The organism is Rhizobium altiplani (assembly GCF_001542405.1).
In the GTDB taxonomy this organism is placed as follows: Bacteria; Pseudomonadota; Alphaproteobacteria; order Rhizobiales; family Rhizobiaceae; genus Rhizobium; species Rhizobium altiplani.
The window spans coordinates 75337-93688 of sequence record NZ_LNCD01000082.1 but is presented as its reverse complement, the minus strand read 5'-3'; the positions used below and the strand labels follow the sequence as shown (position 1 = coordinate 93688).

At 60.2% G+C, this 18352-nt stretch carries 18 protein-coding genes; 9 read left to right on the top strand and 9 right to left on the bottom strand.

Annotated features, from left to right (window positions below; all coding sequences use genetic code 11):
- Positions 1 to 42: 42 nt before the first annotated feature.
- The gene (locus tag AS026_RS18025) at positions 43 to 3429 is read right to left on the bottom strand and encodes a YhdP family protein (protein WP_062370839.1); all 3387 of its coding nucleotides are present in this window, start codon (positions 3427 to 3429) and stop codon (positions 43 to 45) included.
- A gap of 119 nt (positions 3430 to 3548) precedes the next feature.
- On the opposite strand from AS026_RS18025, the gene AS026_RS18020 reads away from it, so the two are divergent.
- The 5 genes from AS026_RS18020 (at position 3549) to AS026_RS18000 (ending at position 8315) form a co-directional block, all read left to right on the top strand.
- Positions 3549 to 4022 carry a peroxiredoxin gene (locus AS026_RS18020; RefSeq protein WP_018854901.1) on the top strand — a complete coding sequence of 158 codons (474 nt, stop codon included), beginning with the start codon at positions 3549 to 3551 and terminating at the stop codon, positions 4020 to 4022.
- The gene (locus AS026_RS18015; RefSeq protein ID WP_025661178.1) at positions 4019 to 4846 is read left to right on the top strand and encodes a ferritin-like domain-containing protein; all 828 of its coding nucleotides are present in this window, start codon (positions 4019 to 4021) and stop codon (positions 4844 to 4846) included. The genes AS026_RS18020 and AS026_RS18015 overlap by 4 nt, the downstream gene beginning before the upstream one ends.
- A gap of 97 nt (positions 4847 to 4943) precedes the next feature.
- Entirely contained in the window at positions 4944 to 6242 is a 1299-nt protein-coding gene (locus tag AS026_RS18010; protein WP_062370838.1) for a M23 family metallopeptidase, read from the top strand.
- Between the two features lie 157 nt (positions 6243 to 6399).
- Positions 6400 to 7887, top strand: coding sequence for a DEAD/DEAH box helicase (locus tag AS026_RS18005; RefSeq protein WP_062370836.1), 1488 nt, complete (start codon positions 6400 to 6402; stop codon positions 7885 to 7887).
- Positions 7888 to 7892: 5 nt separating this feature from the next.
- Positions 7893 to 8315, top strand: a complete 423-nt coding sequence (locus AS026_RS18000) for an NUDIX domain-containing protein (RefSeq protein WP_025661180.1) — start codon at positions 7893 to 7895, stop codon at positions 8313 to 8315.
- Positions 8316 to 8318: 3 nt separating this feature from the next.
- Here the strand turns inward: AS026_RS18000 and AS026_RS17995 are convergent, their stop codons facing one another.
- From AS026_RS17995 to AS026_RS17965, 7 genes are read right to left on the bottom strand one after another with little or no spacing between them, the layout of a single operon-like run.
- Positions 8319 to 8636 carry a TfoX/Sxy family protein gene (locus AS026_RS17995; RefSeq protein ID WP_018854896.1) on the bottom strand — a complete coding sequence of 106 codons (318 nt, stop codon included), beginning with the start codon at positions 8634 to 8636 and terminating at the stop codon, positions 8319 to 8321.
- 3 nt (positions 8637 to 8639) lie between these two features.
- Complete coding sequence (locus AS026_RS17990) at positions 8640 to 10274, bottom strand: NTP transferase domain-containing protein (protein ID WP_062370834.1); 1635 nt, start codon at positions 10272 to 10274, stop codon at positions 8640 to 8642.
- Positions 10271 to 10975, bottom strand: a complete 705-nt coding sequence (locus AS026_RS17985; RefSeq protein WP_062370832.1) for an XdhC family protein — start codon at positions 10973 to 10975, stop codon at positions 10271 to 10273. The genes AS026_RS17990 and AS026_RS17985 overlap by 4 nt, the downstream gene beginning before the upstream one ends.
- On the bottom strand, positions 10975 to 11304 hold the full coding sequence (locus tag AS026_RS17980) for an XdhC family protein (RefSeq protein WP_062370830.1): 330 nt from the start codon (positions 11302 to 11304) through the stop codon (positions 10975 to 10977). Before AS026_RS17980 ends, AS026_RS17985 begins: the two co-directional genes overlap by 1 nt.
- Positions 11301 to 12563: a vWA domain-containing protein gene (locus tag AS026_RS17975; RefSeq protein ID WP_062370828.1), complete on the bottom strand. Its 1263-nt coding sequence runs from the start codon at positions 12561 to 12563 to the stop codon at positions 11301 to 11303. Before AS026_RS17975 ends, AS026_RS17980 begins: the two co-directional genes overlap by 4 nt.
- A 3-nt stretch (positions 12564 to 12566) precedes the next feature.
- A complete protein-coding gene (locus AS026_RS17970; protein ID WP_025661185.1) occupies positions 12567 to 13496 on the bottom strand; it encodes an AAA family ATPase in 930 nt (309 codons plus the stop codon).
- Positions 13497 to 13516: 20 nt separating this feature from the next.
- Complete coding sequence (locus AS026_RS17965; RefSeq protein WP_018854890.1) at positions 13517 to 14011, bottom strand: flavin reductase; 495 nt, start codon at positions 14009 to 14011, stop codon at positions 13517 to 13519.
- Positions 14012 to 14182: 171 nt separating this feature from the next.
- Here AS026_RS17965 and AS026_RS17960 point away from each other — a divergent pair, with 171 nt between their 5' ends.
- The 4 genes from AS026_RS17960 (at position 14183) to purB (ending at position 17863) form a co-directional block, all read left to right on the top strand.
- A complete protein-coding gene (locus AS026_RS17960; protein WP_062371011.1) occupies positions 14183 to 15265 on the top strand; it encodes a branched-chain amino acid ABC transporter substrate-binding protein in 1083 nt (360 codons plus the stop codon).
- A 39-nt stretch (positions 15266 to 15304) separates the two neighbouring features.
- Positions 15305 to 15985 (top strand): ribulose-phosphate 3-epimerase, encoded by a 681-nt coding sequence (rpe, locus tag AS026_RS17955; protein ID WP_025661187.1) that lies wholly within the window; start codon positions 15305 to 15307, stop codon positions 15983 to 15985.
- A gap of 16 nt (positions 15986 to 16001) precedes the next feature.
- Positions 16002 to 16493, top strand: coding sequence for a hypothetical protein (locus tag AS026_RS17950; RefSeq protein ID WP_018854887.1), 492 nt, complete (start codon positions 16002 to 16004; stop codon positions 16491 to 16493).
- Between the two features lie 62 nt (positions 16494 to 16555).
- The gene (gene purB / locus AS026_RS17945) at positions 16556 to 17863 is read left to right on the top strand and encodes an adenylosuccinate lyase (protein WP_062370826.1); all 1308 of its coding nucleotides are present in this window, start codon (positions 16556 to 16558) and stop codon (positions 17861 to 17863) included.
- A gap of 6 nt (positions 17864 to 17869) precedes the next feature.
- Here the strand turns inward: purB and AS026_RS17940 are convergent, their stop codons facing one another.
- Positions 17870 to 18349 (bottom strand): low affinity iron permease family protein, encoded by a 480-nt coding sequence (locus AS026_RS17940; protein WP_025661189.1) that lies wholly within the window; start codon positions 18347 to 18349, stop codon positions 17870 to 17872.
- Positions 18350 to 18352: the final 3 nt, after the last annotated feature.

Genomic DNA, 18352 nt, shown 5'->3' with positions numbered 1-18352 from the left:
CGTCTCAAACAGAAAGCCGGCCTCGCGCCGGCTTTTTTGTGCCTACTGGAATTCGAAGATGTTGCGGAAAACGCCCGGCGCGATGATCGACAACGGATTGATGATCAGATCCGGCGATTCCAACTTTCCTGTGAGCTTGAAGGTAATGCCGATCAGGCCGCGATCCGTGCCGTTCCCAAGGATGATGCCGATCAACGGCAATTCGGCAAACAGCCGGTTGAGGCCATATGCAGGCATGAAGGTACCCGTCATGTCCATCCTCCCGCGCTGGTCACGAACCATTCCCTGAAACACCGCGCCGACCTGGTCACCACGCACCACGCCGTTCTCGATACTGACGACGCCGTTCTGAGAAACAATGCGCGCAAAGCCGCGCTGGAAACGCTGCGCCGATGTATCGATGTTCCGTTTTACCGCTGAATTCAGGCTTCGTTGCTCCTCGCCGACCGGCGTCGAAACGATCGAGTGCAAGCGCTGTTCGTTGACAAGCGAGAAGCGCCTGATGTCGATGGAGCCATCCCAATTGTCGCCAGCCCCTAGGCGGATCTGCATATTGAGCAAGCCGCCCATCATGTGCTGATAGAGGTCGGCGAAGCGCGAAACAGAGCCGGCATCGCCGCTCGTGACATTGATAACGCCATTTCCCTTCGTCTGGGCTACGAACGCCTCGCCGCTGTCGGTGACGCCGGTGAAATTCAGTGTCTGCAGCCTCCCGCCTGACGACACATAGGTCATCTCGGCATTGCGCAACTTCTCGTCGTTGAAACCGACGACGCGGCCGAGCTTGGCTCGAACGGATATGCTGCCGCTGTGGTCGGAGTCACCGCCGCTGCTGGACTTCAATCTCGCGATGATCGGACGTGCATCTGCACTCTCGCCTGACACGGAGACATCAAACCCTCCCTTGCCGCGCTTCACAGAAACGGAGAAGTCGTCCAGCGACGACAGTTTGACACTGTCGAAATCCGCCTTCACGAGATTGCCCTTGCCGATAACAAGCGAGCCATTTGCCCCGAATCCGTCCCCCTTGAGGACGAAGTTCTTCAACTCGGTGTTGTCTGCAGGGCCGGAGGCCTCGAATGTGGCCGTCGCGCCGATCCCCCCGCCCTTGGACCAGCCGATCCATGGGAGAGACAGCCGCGCCCTTCCAAGGTCGACAGTGACCGCCTGTCGGTCCTGATCGATGCGATTGAGTTCCACGTCGACGCTACCATCGACGATGTCGTTGAGACCGGGCAGCACCTTTTCCCGCTGATCATTGTTCAAGGTGGCAGTAATGGTCTGCTGCGGCTGGACATTGGACGACTTGTCCGTCGGCTCGACAAGCTTGATCCCGGCGGGAATGCCATCGATCAGCCCTTTTCCGTCGAGGCTGACCTGCTTTGGATCCGCGTTCAACACGCCGTCGAGACCAGTGATCTTGCGGCCCGAAAACGGTTTGGCGACATCGAGATCCTGTAGCTGCAGGACCGCTTTCCATTCAGCAGGAGGAGGATTCTGCGACGAGATCAGCCCGATGCGAGCCTGCACTTTCGCCGACACCTTGCCCCTCAGGTCCTCGGGCACGAAGCCCGCGCGCTGTAACACCTGGATCGGCTTATAGGTGAGCAATTCGCCGACCGCGTCAGCCGCGCCGGAAATGGGAAGATTGAGTTCGGCCATGAGCGGCTTGTCGTAGGTCGATGGCAGGACAAACGTGCCCTCGCCGACGTTCACCGATCGTCCGGACGGAAAGAATGCCGTCCCGCTCTTGATCGAGATTGTCGCCCGCGGACCGCTCAGATCAAAGTGGGCATTCATATCGCGGATTGGCGGGATGTCGCCGGCCACGTTCATTCGGGTATCTGCGATGTCGAAAGCAATCCGGATCTGGTTCTTGTCGAGTTTCAGCCCTTTGCCGACCGCCTCGTCAAGGCGTCCGAACGGAATGAAGACGGAGATCGATGCGTCGGTGACGGTGCCCCCGAAGAGGTTGCGCTGAACCCATTCGCGGCCCTTCGACGCCATCCAGAATGGCCACAATTGCTTGACGGCCGTTGTCTGCAACTGCTGTGACTGCCCGGCAAAGCTGATCTCCGGCGACACGTCGCCCAGACGAACATGCAGCGAGCCAAAAAGACCGCCAGCAGGACTCGAAACCCGCATGTTCGGGAATTCGAGTTCGCGGTCTGTAACGAGGTAGCGACCGGTCGCCTGGATATCGAAGGCGAGCGGTTGCTCGCCTGACGCGGTGGGGGCCGCGGTGCCGCCACTGACCAGCAGATCTATCCCGAAGCCCTTTCCTGCAGCGGCATCGATCTTGTCCAGATCGATAAGAGCGCCGGTAAGCGGTACGGATGTCGCGCCGAACTGAACACGCGATTTCGCGATCTCAAGCTTCTGCTTGTCAAAGTCGTAGGCGAGGTTGATGCGCCCTCCGCTCAACTCCTGCTGGTCGCCATCCATATAGAACTGCCCAGGCTCCAGGTCGACTGAGGCGCCGAGCGCCGGCTCGGCTTGATCGCCGGTGCGAACTGCCGAGATCGTCACATCACCAGAGCCGTCGATGCCCTGCCGGATTTGACCCTGGACATTCCGCTTGAGTGTGAACGGTCCCAGGTCGACGCCCGCCAGTTGTCCCGTCAACTTCGAGGTACGTTCGCCGGTTCTTTCGGTGATGACGCTGAGCGTCGCTGCCTTGCCGTTGATCGCGACCTCACCATCCAGCGCCAGCGCGCCTTGGCGTGTCCTTGTGAAGTCCAGGCTATTGATGACGATCGACAGTGGACCATTCGCCGTATCGGCCAGCTTGATATCTATGCCCGAGAGTTTCACTGAGCGCGTCCCACCCCGCTCGACGAAACTGTCGATCATGTCGAGTTGAGCGAACGCAGCTTCCATCGCCGCCGGAATCTCGTCGATGCGAACGTCATCGAGCTTGAGCGGCTTTCCAGACGGCAGCAGCGCTGTGTCGAGTGCTATATCTTCCGCCTCGATCTGCGCAATCGCAATCCGACCGCGAAAGAGTTGTAGCGGGTCGAGCGCCATACGCATCGCATGTGTGGTCGACAGGTGCTGGCCGCTCTTCTCGTCAATCATGTTGACGTTGCGCGCTTCGAGCGCAAGGCGCAGGTTCGAGGTAAAGCGGATAGCAGTGGAGCCGACCTCCGCCCTATAGCGAGGCCCGATGGCCGAATTGAGTGCAGCCTGCGCCTGCCGCGTCAGCGGCCCGTCGAATATGCCGCTTTCTACCGTGAAGACAATTGCAGCGAGCACGAAGAGAATAACGGCGATGCAGCCACCCGTGGCGCCGGCGGTCTTGCGCATGCGCGAACGCGACGGCGGGCAACTGACGATCATGGGATCTTCGGCCTGCGCCGAAGGGAGCTCATGCAGTGCGACGATGTCTTTCTTGCGGAATGTAATTTTCTCGCCGCGGATCGCCGACATGCGTCTCGCCTAACTCCCTAATTTGCGGTTTGGACCAGACTGGCTGGACGACTGCCCGTCCAATATATATCTGGCAAATCACCTGTTATCCATAAACTCGGCAAAAGAAAGGTCTCTCCATGACGGATGTCAGCATCGGCACGACGGCGCCTGACTTCAATCTCCCGCGCGATGGCGGAGGCCGCGTCGCGCTTGCCGATTTCCGTGGTAAGCCGCTGGTGTTGTTCTTCTATCCCAAGGACGACACGACAGGATGCACGGCCGAATCGTTGGCTTTCACGGCGCTTGCAGACCAGTTCGAAAAGGCCGGTGCTGCCGTCATCGGCATGTCTCCCGATTCCGCAAAATGCCATGATCGCTTCATCAAGAAACATAGTCTTTCGGTTGTCCTGGCGTCCGATGAAGAGAAGACGACGCTGGCGGCCTACGGCGTGTGGAAACAAAAGAGCATGTATGGACGCAATTTCATGGGCGTGGAGCGCACAACCTTCCTCATTCGTGAGGATGGGACCATCGGAACGATCTGGCAGAAGGTGAAGGTGCCCGGCCACGCAGAAATCGTTCTTGCCGCCGTGCAGAACCTGTCGCGATGACCTCTCGCTCCAGCATCACGTCCCTGCGCGGCGGAGCGATCGACGCTATCCGAGCAACTGATCTCGATAAGAAGACGACGCTCGCCCAGGAAACTGCGACGCGTTGGTTTGCTCGCACACTGTCCCTGCGTTCGCCACTTGACGCGCCGCTGCCTGAGAGGCCGGGCCGTCCGGATAAGCCGGAGTTGATACCGCCGACGCAGGTGGAGAGGCGGTCCTTGCATACCGTCAAGGGGCGCATCGCGCTGCTGCATGCCATCGCCCACATCGAACTCAACGCCGTCGATCTGGCGCTTGATATCGTTGCGCGATTCGCGACCGAACCCGTCCCGAACTCCTTCTTCGACGGGTGGATGCAGGTTGCCTTCGAAGAAGCGAAACATTTCCGCATGGTGCGCGCCCGCCTGAATGACCTCGACGCCGACTACGGTGACCTCCCCGCCCATGACGGCCTTTGGCAGGCCGCGCACGCGACGAGGAATGACCTGACGGCGCGCCTCGCCGTTGTCCCGCTTATTCTCGAGGCTCGCGGGTTGGACGTCACACCGTCGCTGCAGGCCAAGATGCGCGAAACCGGGGATTTGGAGAGCGCTGCCGTGCTCGATGTCATCTACAACGACGAGAAAGGTCACGTTGCGATAGGCGCCAAATGGTTCCGCTTCCTTTGCGTCAGAGAAAAGCGGGATCCGGCACGGACATTCCACGAGTTGGTACGCGCCAATTTCCGCGGACCGTTGAAGCCTCCCTTCAACGACATCGCCCGGGCCGAAGCAGGACTGACGCCATCCTTCTACCGATCGCTGACATCGACGAGCAACGCCTGATCCGATCACGACAGCCATACTGACCTAAGTAAATATTAACCATAATCGTGCGTAATTGCGGCAATTGAGGCATCAGCCTTCGATCGGGAGATTCTCCGTGACGCATGCACAGCATAGCCGCGTATTCGGTCAGCGAAAACAAGAGCATATCCTGATCCTTGCGAGCGGTGACCGGGTCCGTCACCTCACCGTCAAGCCGTGGATGGCGGCGCTTGTCTTATGTTTTGTCGGGGTCTTTGCGATCGGCTATCTGTTGGCCACATCCTATCTCGTGCTGCGTGACGACCTGATCGGCGCGGCAATGGCCAGACAGGCGCGCATGCAGCACGACTATGAGGACCGGATCGCCGCTCTGCGAGCTCAGGTCGATCGCGTTACCTCCCGCCAGTTGCTCGATCAGCAGGTCGTCGAAGACAAGGTCGACAAATTGATGGAGCAACAACTGGCGCTCACCTCACGCCACGGCAAGTTGGGCTCCCTTCTTGACCGGGCCGAAAGTTCCGGGCTCGGAAACAAGGCGGCAACACCACTCCAGTCCTACGCGCCCGACGCAAACGAGAAGCATGCCTCGCTCTCCGGCGCAGTTCAGGCTATCGAGAATCAGCTTGCCGGCGCTGTAGAACCTGCTGAGGCGACGCCTGATAACGCGACGCTGGCTGATGTGCCGGCAAAGGAAACCGTCGGCGACCGAGCTGACCGGGTTTTTTCCAAGGTAACGCTGTCTCTGAAGGATATTGAGCAGAAGCAACGCACCCGCATCGCGCAACTGACGAGCGATGCCGGCGGCGCCGCCAATGCCATATCGAAGGTCTTGACGCGGTTCAGGATTTCGGTCCCGGCCGAGCGCTTGAAGCAGGATGACACCGCAGTCGGCGGCCCTTACGTAGAGCCTGAGAGGAACGATGATTTCGATACGTCGCTTGCGCAGTTGGACGATGCCCTCACCCGCCTGGAGACTGTACGGAGCATGGCCGAATCGCTGCCATTCCAGAATCCGGCCGCCGGCAAGGAGATCACCAGCTCGTTTGGGAACCGGCGTGATCCGTTCCTCGGCCGCCTCGCACTCCACTCGGGCATCGATTTCCGTTTTGCGCCTGGCGAAAAGGTTCGCCCGACGGCACCCGGCAAGGTCATAGCGGCCGGCTGGACTGGCGGCTACGGCAACATGGTCGAGGTGGATCACGGCAAGGGCATTTCCACGCGTTACGGCCACATGTCGGAAATTCTCGTGAAAATTGGCGACAAAGTCGACCGCACGGACGTGATTGGCCTTGCCGGCAGCACCGGCCGGTCCACCGGTACGCATTTACACTATGAAGTCCGTCAGGATGGTCGTGCCATTGATCCCATTTACTTCATGAATGCGGGCTTGAAGCTTGCGAGTTACATACAGTAACTACGCGCGCTAACCACGTCTTTACCTCTGCACTGGCTGCAAGGCCTGTATTCCTTGACTTAAGGACAGTTTCGGCTTATGTCGCGCTGCATTGCGCCACGCAATCACGCCGACTCAACCAGAGTACGGCCGAACCGGAACGGAAACAGTTTTCCCTTTGACGACATTTGCTGATCTTGGCTTGAGCCAAAAAGTGCTTTCCGCCGTGACCGACGCGGGTTACACGACGCCAACCCCAATTCAGGCTGGTGCCATCCCCTTTGCGCTTGAGCGCCGCGATATTTGCGGGATTGCGCAGACGGGAACGGGCAAGACTGCGTCTTTCGTTCTGCCGATGCTGTCGCTGCTGGAAAAGGGCCGTGCCCGTGCCCGCATGCCCCGGACTCTGATCCTCGAGCCGACCCGCGAACTAGCCGCCCAGGTTGCGGAGAACTTCGAAAAGTACGGCAAGAACCACCGCTTGAATGTCGCGTTGCTGATCGGCGGCGTTTCGTTTGAAGATCAGGATCGCAAGCTCGAGCGTGGCGCGGATGTTCTGATCTGCACGCCGGGCCGCCTGCTCGACCATTTCGAACGCGGCAAGCTCCTGATGAGTGCTGTCGAAATCTTCGTCATCGACGAAGCCGACCGCATGCTCGACATGGGCTTCATCCCGGATATCGAGCGCATCGCAAAGCTTATCCCGTTCACCCGTCAGACGCTTTTCTTCTCGGCAACCATGCCGCCCGAGATCCAGAAGCTTGCGGATCGCTTCCTGCAGAATCCGGAGCGGATCGAAGTTGCCAAGCCGGCATCCACCGCAAAGACGGTAACGCAGCGCTTCGTTGCCTCGCATGGCAAGGATTATGAGAAGCGTGCTGTTCTGCGCGATCTTATCAAGGCTCAAACCGATCTAAAGAACGCAATCATCTTCTGCAACCGCAAGAAGGACGTGTCCGATCTCTTCCGTTCGCTCGACCGCCACGGCTTTTCCGCCGGCGCTTTGCACGGCGACATGGATCAGCGTTCGCGCATGGCCATGCTGCAGAACTTCAAGGACGGTAATCTCCAGCTTCTCGTGGCTTCCGATGTCGCCGCTCGCGGTCTCGATATTCCCGACGTCAGCCATGTCTTCAACTTCGATGTTCCGATCCATTCCGAGGATTATGTGCATCGTATCGGCCGTACCGGCCGCGCAGGCCGTTCCGGCGCTGCATTCACCATCGTCACCCGCCACGACCAGAAACATGCCGACGCGATCGAAAAGTTGATCGGCGAGAAGGTCGAGTGGTTGAACGGCGACCTCTCCGCCTTGCCTCCGCCCGAACCCAGCCGCGACGACGATCGCTCGCGTCGCAAGGGCCGGGACAAGGACACCGGCCGCGGCAAGAGCCGTCGAGGTCATAAATCTGAAATCGCCGTCGCAGATAATGACGTCGAGACGATGGAAACAGCAGCACCAGCAAAGGTCGAAAGCGTGAAGCAAGAGCGCAAAGCAGAACAAAACAAGCCGCATCAGAGCTCGCGCGCCGCTCGTCCTTACCCGGCAAACGACGACAATCGCGACCGCCGCCGCTATCGCGACCACGACGACGGTCCGACGCCGGTTGGCTTCGGTGATGAAATTCCCGCCTTCATGCTAATCACGGCCAACGCCAAGATCTGACGAATATGGGCACGCCTGGCATCGATTTCCCGGGCCTTGGCGTTGGCCTGGTGATTTTGCGCGACCGCAAGATCCTGCTCTACAGGCGCATGCGCGCTCCTGAAGCCGGCCACTGGAGCATTGTGGGCGGCAAGGTCGATCATATGGAGCCGTCCGAGCAGGCGGCTCGACGCGAGGCGGAAGAAGAAACCGGCCTATCGATCGGCCGCGTCAACCTTCTCGGCGCCACGGAACTGATCAGCGACGCGGATGCCCAGCACTGGATTTCCTTGCTCTATGTAGCGTCCGAGTGCGATGGAGAACCGCAGCTCACGGAGCCGGATAAGCTGTCGGACTTCGGTTGGTTCAGCCGCGCCGATCTCCCGCAGCCGCTTTCCGCATTTGCGGCGGCCGCAATCGAAAAGCTCAAGTCGGGCGAACTCCTCTAAGGTTCATTCCGCTCGGACAGCCGCTTCGTAGGCAAGCCGAACCCATCGCGCCATGACATCGGGGTCGTCATAGGCATCGTCGGGGATGGACCAATACGGCATCTTCACCGGGCTTCCCTTCTTGCCTTCATAGGCCCATTGCGACGCTCCCGCCGCCTCGAATTCCGATGCGCTTTGCTCGTCGGCCTTCAACAGCATCTCGCCGCGCACTTCGACAGCAACAATCCGCCCCATATGGTAGATGCCCTTGCCGCCGAACATGCGCCTGATGGTGACGGGTCCAAGCCCCTGAAACATTTCTTCAATTGCCGCCGTGTCCATCCCTTAGCCCTTTAAAACCCCTCCTGCGCCAATGACCGCTTCCGGCGTATCCACATCCAGATGCGCCGCATCGCCAATATCGATGTCCACGACAGGCACGCCCGATGTTTCGATGATGTACCGCGCCCCGACATCACCCTCCAGCCGCAGCACTGCATCAAATAGAGATTTAGGCAATATCACGGGATTGCCACGCTTGCCGCGCGACACCGCGCGGGTGATCGACTGGCCGCCAGATTGCCGGAAAGCTGCCATTAGCTTATCGAGATCATCACTGGACACACCCGGCATATCGGCAAGCATAACGAGAATTCCATCCGCGTCACGGGCGTGCTCGACCGAGAATCCCGTTGCGAGCGACGAAGCCATGCCCGACGCGTAATCCGGATTGTGAGCAATTGTCACGTCAAGTCCGGACAGTGCTGATTCAATCTCGCTTTTACGATGTCCCGTCACGACGATTACCGACGCCGAGCGGCTGCCGATGGCGGTCATCACCGATCGCCGGATAAGCGGCACACCGCCAAACTCCGCCAGCAGCTTGTGCGGGCCGCCCTCTCCCATCCGTCTGGCCTGGCCTGCGGCAAGAATGACTGTAACAAGCTTGCCGGCGGGGCTAGTGCGCGCCTCGGCTTCGCGTAGGCTGGGCCGCGCCTGGATTTCCATCAGAAGACCTCCCACACCCATGCCGCTGATGTCGACTGCGCTCGGCTGTTCGCCAGCCAGAATGCGGTCGAGTACCCAATCGAAGCCATTCTCCTTCGGGCTGCGTGCACATCCCGGTGCGCCGATGACGGGAATATCACCGATCCGACCGAGGACAAGCAGGTTCCCTGGATCGACAGGCATGCCAACCTGCACGACTTCGCCGCCGGCCCTTCTTATGGCTTCGGGAATCACATCCTCCGCGTCGATCACGGCGGACGCGCCGAAAAGGATGACCAACTTCGGGGCGCTGTCGGGTAGCCGCAATGCGTCGAGAAGCGCCTGCGCTACCGGTTCGACGTGATGAGCAACCCGCGTCTCCCTCACGAGATGACTGCCTGATGCGACGAGCCGCCGGGAAAGCACGCGTGCCGTCTTGTCCATGACCGATGGCTTCAGCGACGGCAGTTCCGTCGCGATCAACGAGACCGAGCGGCCGGCAAAGGGCTTCACCTCGAAGGCGGATGTCGACCGCAGCACCTCGCACGCAAGGTCGAGTTTGGCGCCGGACACGGCGAGCGGGATGATCTTGAATGTCGCAACCATGTCGCCATTGCGAACGGGCACATGATCGTTGAGACAGGCAAGCGTGATAGCAGGGTCGATGCTGTTCAGCCGGTCGACGGCGCTGCGGCTTGCGACGAACAGGCCGTCAACAGTCGAATAGACGTTCACGCGTCCCGTGGAAGCCTCAGAGAGGCGCAAATGGTCGGGCGCGATTGCCTGCGCAAGTCGTCTCGCCGCCTCGTCCTCCCCGACGTCGCCCTCCTCCATTAGTGCAGCAATGACCTGCCCTATAGCCTCACCGCGCAGCCTTTCGATGTCGCCGGCACCGATCCTGTGTCCTTTGGACAGGCTGCCGCCGGCAAGCTTCACGGCATGGGCGAGGACCACGCCCTCGGCTGCCTCGATGGAGAATGATCCGAACTTCATTTGCTGTCACCAACCGGAGATAAGGTCCGCGTCCGCAGCGTTTGGACGATCTCCGCGAGAATGGCGACCGCGATTTCGGCTGGGCTCGACGCACCGATATTAAGCCCGATCGGCGCGCTGATTTTGGCAAGCGCGGCCTCGTCCGCACCGTCTGCGCGCAACCGTTCTAGCCGAGTCGCATGCGTCTTCCGGCTGCCGAGCGCTCCGACATAGAAACAGCCGGTCCGCAACGCCTCGGTAATGGGATAGTCGTCGATCTTCGGGTCATGCGTCACGGCGACGAGCGCCGTATAGGCGTCCAGCGGACGATCCTTGAGGACATCCACCGGCCAATCCGCCGTCAGATCGGTCCCGAGGAACCGTTCCGGCGTGGCGAAAGCCGTGCGCGGATCGATGATTCGCACATCGAAGCCAGCAAGCGATGCCATCTGCGCCAGGACCTGACTGATGTGAACGGCGCCGATAATCACGATATGGGCCGGCGGCAGATGCACGTTAAGAAAGTATCGACGCCCATCGACCTCGATTGCCGTCGATTTCCCTGAGCGAAAGGCAGCCTCGATATCCGCTCGCAAGGAGGGTTCCACTGGCTCCCCCTCAAGGACAACGGCATCTCCTCCCTTTTCGAGATCAGTCAGCAGCATGGCGGCGCGGCGCGCCCGGCGCGCGTCATTCAGCCGCGCAAGATTTGCCGCATCCATCAACTGAGCCTTTCGACATAGACACGAATCCGGCCGCCGCAAGAAAGGCCGACGCGCCACGCCGTTTCATCCGCAACACCAAACTCGAGCATCTTCCCCTTACCGTCGGCGATCACATCAAGCGCCTCGGCGATAACGGCGCCCTCGACGCAGCCCCCCGATACGGAGCCTTCGAAATTGCCGTCTCGGTCGATCACGAGATGGCTTCCGGCCGGTCGTGGCGACGATCCCCACGTCTCGATGACCGTGGCAATCGCCACGTCTCGCCCGCTTTTTCTCCAGGCTTCCGCCGTCATTAACGGATCAAGGTCAAAAGATGTACCTGTCATGCGATGCCTTTCAATCTTTCGAGGTACCGGCGCGGGTCACATTCCGTCGATCGCGTTGCGCCGAGTGCTTCCGCGAGGTCGCTCAAGGATGATAGATTGTGTACCGGTCGGAATTCGTCAACATACGGCAGCATTGCGCGCACGCCACGCGCGCGCGGCTCGAAGCCGTCGAAGCGCAGCAGCGGATTGAGCCAGATCAGTCGCCGACACGAGCGATGCAACCTGTCCATTTCTGCCGCGAGCAGATCCGTTCCCTCGCGCTCCAGCCCGTCGGTGATCAACAGCACGACCGCGCCCTGCCCCAGCACACGGCGAGCCCACAGGCGATTGAACTCCCTCAGCGTCTCACCGATCCGCGTCCCACCGGACCAATCCCTTACCGCTGCCGCGCATTCATCCATCGCTTCGTCGGGATCCTTGTGCCGCATCTGGCGAGTGACATTCGTGAGGCGCGTTCCGAACAGGAAGGTATGAACCCTCCGGCGCTTCTCCGTTAGCACATGGAGAAAGTGCAGAAAGATGCGCGTGTACTGGCTCATCGAGCCGGAGATATCGGCGAGAACGACCAAGGGTGGCTGAACCTCGCGGATCTCGCGGTATCGCGGAAGAATGAGGCCGGCCCCGCTGCGCAATGCAGCCCGCATCGTCGCGCGCGCATCCACATGCGCGTGAGCATGCGATGGGCGGAAGCGCCGGGTCCGCACCTTGTCCAGAGGCAGCTGCAGTTTCGCAAGTGCCTTCTTGGCCGCGGCAATCTCCAACGCAGACATTTGGGCGAAGTCCATCCGCCGGAAGACTTCGTTGCCCGACATCGTAAAGCGCGCATCGATCTCGATATCAGGCTCGTCGCGCGGCGGCTTGTTGTCCCTTCGGTCGCCGAGCAAGGCGTCCGCGGCGCGGCTTTCGCCGGGCTTTGCCTTCTCCTTCTGGAGGGTTTCCGACGCCCTTGGCGACAGCATTGCGATCATCTTCTCGACAAGGTCCCGCGAGCGCCAAAAAAGGCGAAACGCCTCGTCGAAGACCGGCTTGTCTTCGTGCCGTTTGACGAAGACGGATGAGAGCGCGGCGTGAAATTCCTCACGCGACCCGATACCGATCGTCTCGACCGCCTCGATCGCATCAACGATCGCGGCCGGCCCGATCTTCATGCCGGCCTTCCGCAGTACCCTGGCAAAGAAGACGATATTATCGGCAAAACGACCGTCACCGACCGGAAGAGGCGGAAAGACAATCCCATCCTGTCGGCTTGTCGGTTCCATCCGTTATCCTGCCGCCTGCAGCTCGCCCCTGATATCCTCCAGGACTTTCGCACCGTCGCTACCCTGGATACGCGCGATGTCGTCCTGGTATTTCAGCAGTGTTCCGATCGTATCGGAAATCGTTTCCGGATCGAGCGCCAGGCGATCGAGTTCGGTCAGCGCTGTCGCCCAATCAATCGTCTCGGCTACGCCCGGGTTCTTGAAAAGATCCAGTGCCCGAAGCTTCTGTACATAGGCGACGATCTGCGCGGACAGAGCCGCATTACAGCCCGGCACCTTGCGGCGAATAATCTCCAGCTCCTGCGCGGCATCGGGATAATCGACCCAATGGTATAGGCAACGCCGCTTCAGCGCGTCGTGAACCTCACGCGTCCGGTTCGTGGTTATAATGACGATCGGTGGCTCGGCTGCACGGATAGTGCCGAGCTCGGGGATCGTCACCTGAAAATCAGAGAGAACCTCCAACAGAAAGGCCTCGAACGCTTCATCGGTGCGGTCGAGCTCGTCGATGAGGAAGACGGGCGCCCGCCCATCTGCGCTCGACAGAGCCTGCAACACCGGCCGGCGGATGAGGTATCGTTCGGAGAAGATGTCCGACTCTATCCTGTTCCTGTCGGCCAGCCCCGACGCTTCGGCCAGGCGGATTTCGAGCATCTGTGCCGGATAGTTCCATTCGTAGACAGCCGAAGCGATATCCAGTCCTTCGTAGCATTGCAGGCGGATCAGCGGCCGGCCGAGAGCTTTCGAGAGCACCTTTGCGATCTCGGTCTTGCCGACACCCGCCTCGCCTTCCAGAAAGAGAGGACGCTTCATCTTCAGGGCCAGGAAAAGCACTGTTCCAAGCGCCCGCCCCGCGAGATAATCCTGATCGCCCAGCATCGCGATCGTCTCATCGATCGACGATGGCAGCGGCGGATGAGTTTGATCCGGCATGTCTCCTCCCTTTTCAGGAGTTATAGCGTGTGGTAATCCCGGTTCATATAGACAAGCGCAGGCTTCGCCTCGTTGTACCTGACTGCCACGACCTCGCCGAAAATGATGTGGTGCGTCGACATTTCCTTGATTTCGCTCACGCGGCAATCGAAGGAGGCAAGCGCGTCGCGAAGGATAGGCGCGCCCGTTACCAGCTTGTCGAACACACCCGTCGCGAAGCGTTCGTCGTTGGTGAGCAGCGCGCGCCCCGAAAAAGCATCCGCAAGCGCTTGATGATGCGCGGCCAAGGTATTCAATGCAAAGATGCCGCTCCGAAAGAAGATGTCGTTCTTCGGATTACTGTTGTTCAGGCATACCAGTACGGTCGCAGGGCTATCGGATACCGAGCAAGCGGCAGTGATCGTCACGCCTCGGCGCTCCTCGCCGATCGCCGTCGTTACGAGCTGCACATGGCCGCCAAAGCGGCTCATCGCATCCCGGTAGAGGCGCGGGTCGATCGGTTGCTTGTTCAACAAAGGCATTCTCCATCCGGCGTTACCGGTTTTGCTGTTTTCTATAATATGAAGGTGATCGGTTACCTTTTCTACAAAAGCCAGGCGAAAAGCTTCCCAACCGTGCGTTTTTCTTTGACGATCGATGCCGGACGGATAAAAGAGCAGGACAAACGACACGGACCTGCGGCTTTTATGAATACTTTGCGTGGCCTAGCACTTCTGCCGATCCTGCTCCTTGCGGCCGGAGAATGCCATGCCGCCGGCCTCACGATTGGCGTTGTTGCGCCACAGACTGGCAACCTCGCGCCAATCGGAGCCCAGATCATTGCCGGTGCCACTGCCAGGATCCAGCAGGATGGCAACACGATCGTCACGGTCGCGGAGACTTGCGAGGAAAACAGCGGCGCGGCGATCGCTGACGCGTTGATCAATGCCAAGGTCCAGGTAGCCGTAGGCTTTCTCTGCAGCGAGACGCTCGAGGGCGCACTGCCAAAGCTGAAGGATGCCAATATCCCGGCGATTACCATCTCGGTGCGCTCACGCATCCTCATGGAAGACGCGCTAAAAAATGCCTGGCCGCTCTATCGAATGGCGCCGGCCGATGGCGCGGAAGCGGAGAAGATTATCGAGGTGATCGTACGGGAGTGGGCGGCCTCGCCGATCGCACTGGTCGAAGACGGCACTATCCATGGCCGGGAGCTTACGGAAGCGATCCGAAACGCGCTCGAGGAAAAAGGCCTCAAGCCGGTATTCACCGACACCTATCGACCGGGCCAGGAGCAGCAGGTTGCTCTTGTACGCCGCCTGAAGAAGGCCGGGGCGACAAAGGTATTTGTCGGCGGGGATCGCAGCGACGTTGCAGTGATCGCACGTGACGCAACGGCGGAAAAGATTCAACTCGATATCCTCGGTGGCGACGCCATGCGGGCTGCCAACCAACCGCTCGCGCTTGCCGATGGCGTTTACGCCGTTGCCCTGCCGGACTATGCGGCGCGGCCGGAAGCGAAGTCGGTTGTCGATGCGTTACGCGCCGGCGGCGTCGAGCCGGAGGGCTATGTACTGCCTGCTTATGCAGCTGTGGAAATCGCGACGAAGGCTGTCCAGGATGCCGGCGCTGATGATAGGCCGATCGCGCAGCATATCGGTGGCACCTCCTTCGAGACGATTATCGGAAAGATTGCTTTCAACGCCGGCCATGAATTGGCCGATAACCCCTACCGCCTGCTGCTATGGCACGCCGGTTCGTTCGTACTGCCAAGCGCTCCGATCGAATAGGCTTTGCCGCCGCTGCACGAGTTTTACGGAGAGACGTCAATGACCACGCCCATTCGCATCGCGCCATCCATCCTTGCCGCCGATTTTGCCAAACTGGGCCAGGAAGTCCGTGACGTGACCGCGGCTGGAGCCGATTGGATTCACCTCGACGTCATGGACGGTCACTTCGTCCCAAACATTTCCTTCGGCCCTGATGTGATCAAATCGCTGCGTTCCTATACGGACGCCGTTTTTGATTGCCATCTGATGATTGCACCTGCCGATCCTTACCTGGAGGCCTTCGCCAAGGCGGGCTGCGACCGCATTACCGTCCATGCAGAAGCCGGGCCGCATCTCCACCGGTCGCTTCAAACTGTGCGCAGCCTGGGCAAAAAGGCCGGCGTCACCCTCAATCCGGCCACGCCGCTTTCGGCACTAGAAAATGTCCTCGACGACGTCGACCTCATCCTTATCATGTCGGTAAACCCCGGATTTGGCGGACAGAAATTCATTCCCGCGATGGCGGACAAGATTGCCGCCGCGCGGTCACTCATCGGTGATAGGCCGATCGATCTCGAAGTCGATGGTGGAGTAACAGTCGAAACGGCGCCGATCGTCGGCAAAGCTGGCGCCAATGTTCTCGTCGCAGGTTCGGCGATCTTCAAGGGCGGCTCGGTCGAGGCCTACAAGGCGGCCATCAGCGCCTTGCGCAGTGCCGCCGAAGGTCAGTCCAAGTCGTGATGAAAGCAGGCCGTCCTTGATCTCCGAGCGGCTCAAGGCGGCGCGCCCGCCTCTCCCCGATCTATTCGCAGGCGCAGTGCTCTGGGGCACGCAGATGCTCGCGTCCGCGATGGCCGCGCTCTGTTTCAGAAACGGAATGGAGACGGCACATCTCCGCGACCTCGCGCTACTCTATTTCACAGGCGGATTGCTGGCTTGGCCATTCATGTTGCCATTGGGTCGATTCCTTGCGCACCGACGCTCGCCGGAGACGCGTTTTGCAGCCTTCTTCCTGACACTTGCTGCCGGGACGATCCTGATGACCGCCTTTCTATTCGCCATGGACTACCGGGTCTTCTACTCGGCGTGGCACGCTTCTTTTGGATCCCTGACGTGGGTGTTTCAATTCGTCTTCACCGGTGCCAGTGCAGTCTATCAGTTCGCCGTCCTTGGAATTCGCCTGTTTCTTCCGCTCGGCCTTCTCTGCCTTTTCGGCACTAGTGTTGCGCTTGCTAAACGCATGCGTTGAGATTGCCGCCTGTCTTTGATACAGGGGCGCCAGCATTTCCTTATGAACGAAAGCAGGAAGCCATGATCCCGCGCTATTCCCGGCCAGAGATGGTCGCCATCTGGTCGCCCGAAACCAAATTCCGCATCTGGTTCGAGATCGAGGCTCACGCCTGCGATGCGCTCGCCGAACTGGGTGTCATCCCGAAATCGGCTGCGAAGACGATCTGGGAACGAGGCGGCGCCGCCACGTTCGACGTTGCGCGGATCGATGAAATCGAGGCCGTCACCAAGCACGATGTCATTGCCTTCCTGACGCACCTTTCAGAGATCGTCGGTCCCGATGCGCGTTTCGTCCACCAGGGCATGACGTCTTCTGACGTTCTCGACACCACATTCAACATCCAACTCGTCCGCGCAGCCGACATCCTGCTCGCCGACATGGATCGTCTGCTCGCCGCTCTCAAGGCACGCGCCTTCGAACACAAGGACACCGTCCGCATCGGTCGCAGCCACGGCATTCATGCCGAGCCGACTACGATGGGCCTGACGCTCGCGCGCTTCTACGCCGAGATGAGCCGCAACCGCGCCCGCCTGCTGGCCGCGCGTGCCGAAATCGCCACCGGTGCGGTCTCCGGCGCTGTCGGCACTTTCGCCAATATCGACCCGCGCGTCGAGGAACATGTCTGCGCCAAGCTCGGCCTGGTGCCGGAGCCGGTTTCGACGCAGGTCATTCCGCGCGACCGGCATGCGATGTTCTTCGCCATCCTCGGCGTCATTGCCTCTTCGATCGAAAACGTCGCGATCGAGATTCGCCATATGCAGCGCACGGAAGTCCTGGAAGCTGAGGAATACTTCTCGCCCGGCCAGAAGGGCTCTTCGGCCATGCCGCACAAGCGTAACCCGGTCCTGACTGAAAACCTGACCGGTCTGGCGCGCCTGGTGCGCATGTCGGTCGTTCCCGCCATGGAGAACGTCGCCCTGTGGCATGAGCGCGATATCAGCCATTCGAGCGTCGAGCGCGGCATCGGGCCCGACACGACGATCACGCTCGACTTTGCCCTCAACCGTTTGGCCGGCGTCATCGAGAAGCTCGTGGTCTATCCCGACAACATGATGAAGAACCTCGACAAGTTCCGTGGCCTCGTGCATTCGCAGCGCGTGCTTCTGGCGCTGACACAGGCAGGCGTTTCCCGCGAGGATGCCTACCGGCTCGTCCAGCGAAACGCCATGAAGGTGTGGGAACAGGGCAAGGATTTCCTGGAGGAGCTGCTTGCCGACTCCGAGGTCCGTGCCGCGCTCTCCGAAGAGGAAATCCGCGAGAAATTCGACCTTGGCTATCATACCAAGCACGTTGATACGATCTTCCGGCGCGTCTTCGGCGCTGCCTAAGCTGGATTACCGAGACGGCGCCTTCACGGGCGCCGTTTTACGCTTCGTCTTCTTGAGCCTTGCCGACGCGCTCGCCTCGCCTCCACCATTTTGACCGTTGGACGCTTTTGACGACCGTTGATTGCGAACGCCTTTCGCCGCCTTGGCAACGAGGCGATCGAGATGTTGGAGGTCCTCGTCGTCAAGATGCTCGATGCCGATGAAGCGGTTTTCCGCGTGGCTGGTGAGTATGATTTCGTTGAGTTTGGCCTGCACCGCCCGAGCATCCCGCGTCTGCGCGTTCTGAAGCACGAACACCATCAGGAAGGTAATGATGGTCGTTCCGGTGTTGATGACCAGTTGCCAAGTCTCGGAGAAATCGAAGACCGGGCCTGTCCCTGCCCATACCGCGACGAGTACGACCGCCAGCACGAACGTGGCGGGCCTGCCTGCCCATTCAGAAGTCCTGCTGGCAAAGCGGGTAAACAGATGCTGCGGCGTTGCCATGTA

Coding starts and splice junctions, on each gene's coding strand:
- AS026_RS18025 (WP_062370839.1), bottom strand. CDS start 3,429: ATGTCGGCGATCCGCGGCGAGAAAATTACATTCCGCAAGAAAGACATC.
- AS026_RS18020 (WP_018854901.1), top strand. CDS start 3,549: ATGACGGATGTCAGCATCGGCACGACGGCGCCTGACTTCAATCTCCCG.
- AS026_RS18015 (WP_025661178.1), top strand. CDS start 4,019: ATGACCTCTCGCTCCAGCATCACGTCCCTGCGCGGCGGAGCGATCGAC.
- AS026_RS18000 (WP_025661180.1), top strand. CDS start 7,893: ATGGGCACGCCTGGCATCGATTTCCCGGGCCTTGGCGTTGGCCTGGTG.
- AS026_RS17995 (WP_018854896.1), bottom strand. CDS start 8,636: ATGGACACGGCGGCAATTGAAGAAATGTTTCAGGGGCTTGGACCCGTC.
- AS026_RS17990 (WP_062370834.1), bottom strand. CDS start 10,274: ATGAAGTTCGGATCATTCTCCATCGAGGCAGCCGAGGGCGTGGTCCTC.
- AS026_RS17985 (WP_062370832.1), bottom strand. CDS start 10,975: ATGGATGCGGCAAATCTTGCGCGGCTGAATGACGCGCGCCGGGCGCGC.
- AS026_RS17980 (WP_062370830.1), bottom strand. CDS start 11,304: ATGACAGGTACATCTTTTGACCTTGATCCGTTAATGACGGCGGAAGCC.
- AS026_RS17975 (WP_062370828.1), bottom strand. CDS start 12,563: ATGGAACCGACAAGCCGACAGGATGGGATTGTCTTTCCGCCTCTTCCG.
- AS026_RS17970 (WP_025661185.1), bottom strand. CDS start 13,496: ATGCCGGATCAAACTCATCCGCCGCTGCCATCGTCGATCGATGAGACG.
- AS026_RS17960 (WP_062371011.1), top strand. CDS start 14,183: ATGAATACTTTGCGTGGCCTAGCACTTCTGCCGATCCTGCTCCTTGCG.
- rpe (WP_025661187.1), top strand. CDS start 15,305: ATGACCACGCCCATTCGCATCGCGCCATCCATCCTTGCCGCCGATTTT.
- purB (WP_062370826.1), top strand. CDS start 16,556: ATGATCCCGCGCTATTCCCGGCCAGAGATGGTCGCCATCTGGTCGCCC.
- AS026_RS17940 (WP_025661189.1), bottom strand. CDS start 18,349: ATGGCAACGCCGCAGCATCTGTTTACCCGCTTTGCCAGCAGGACTTCT.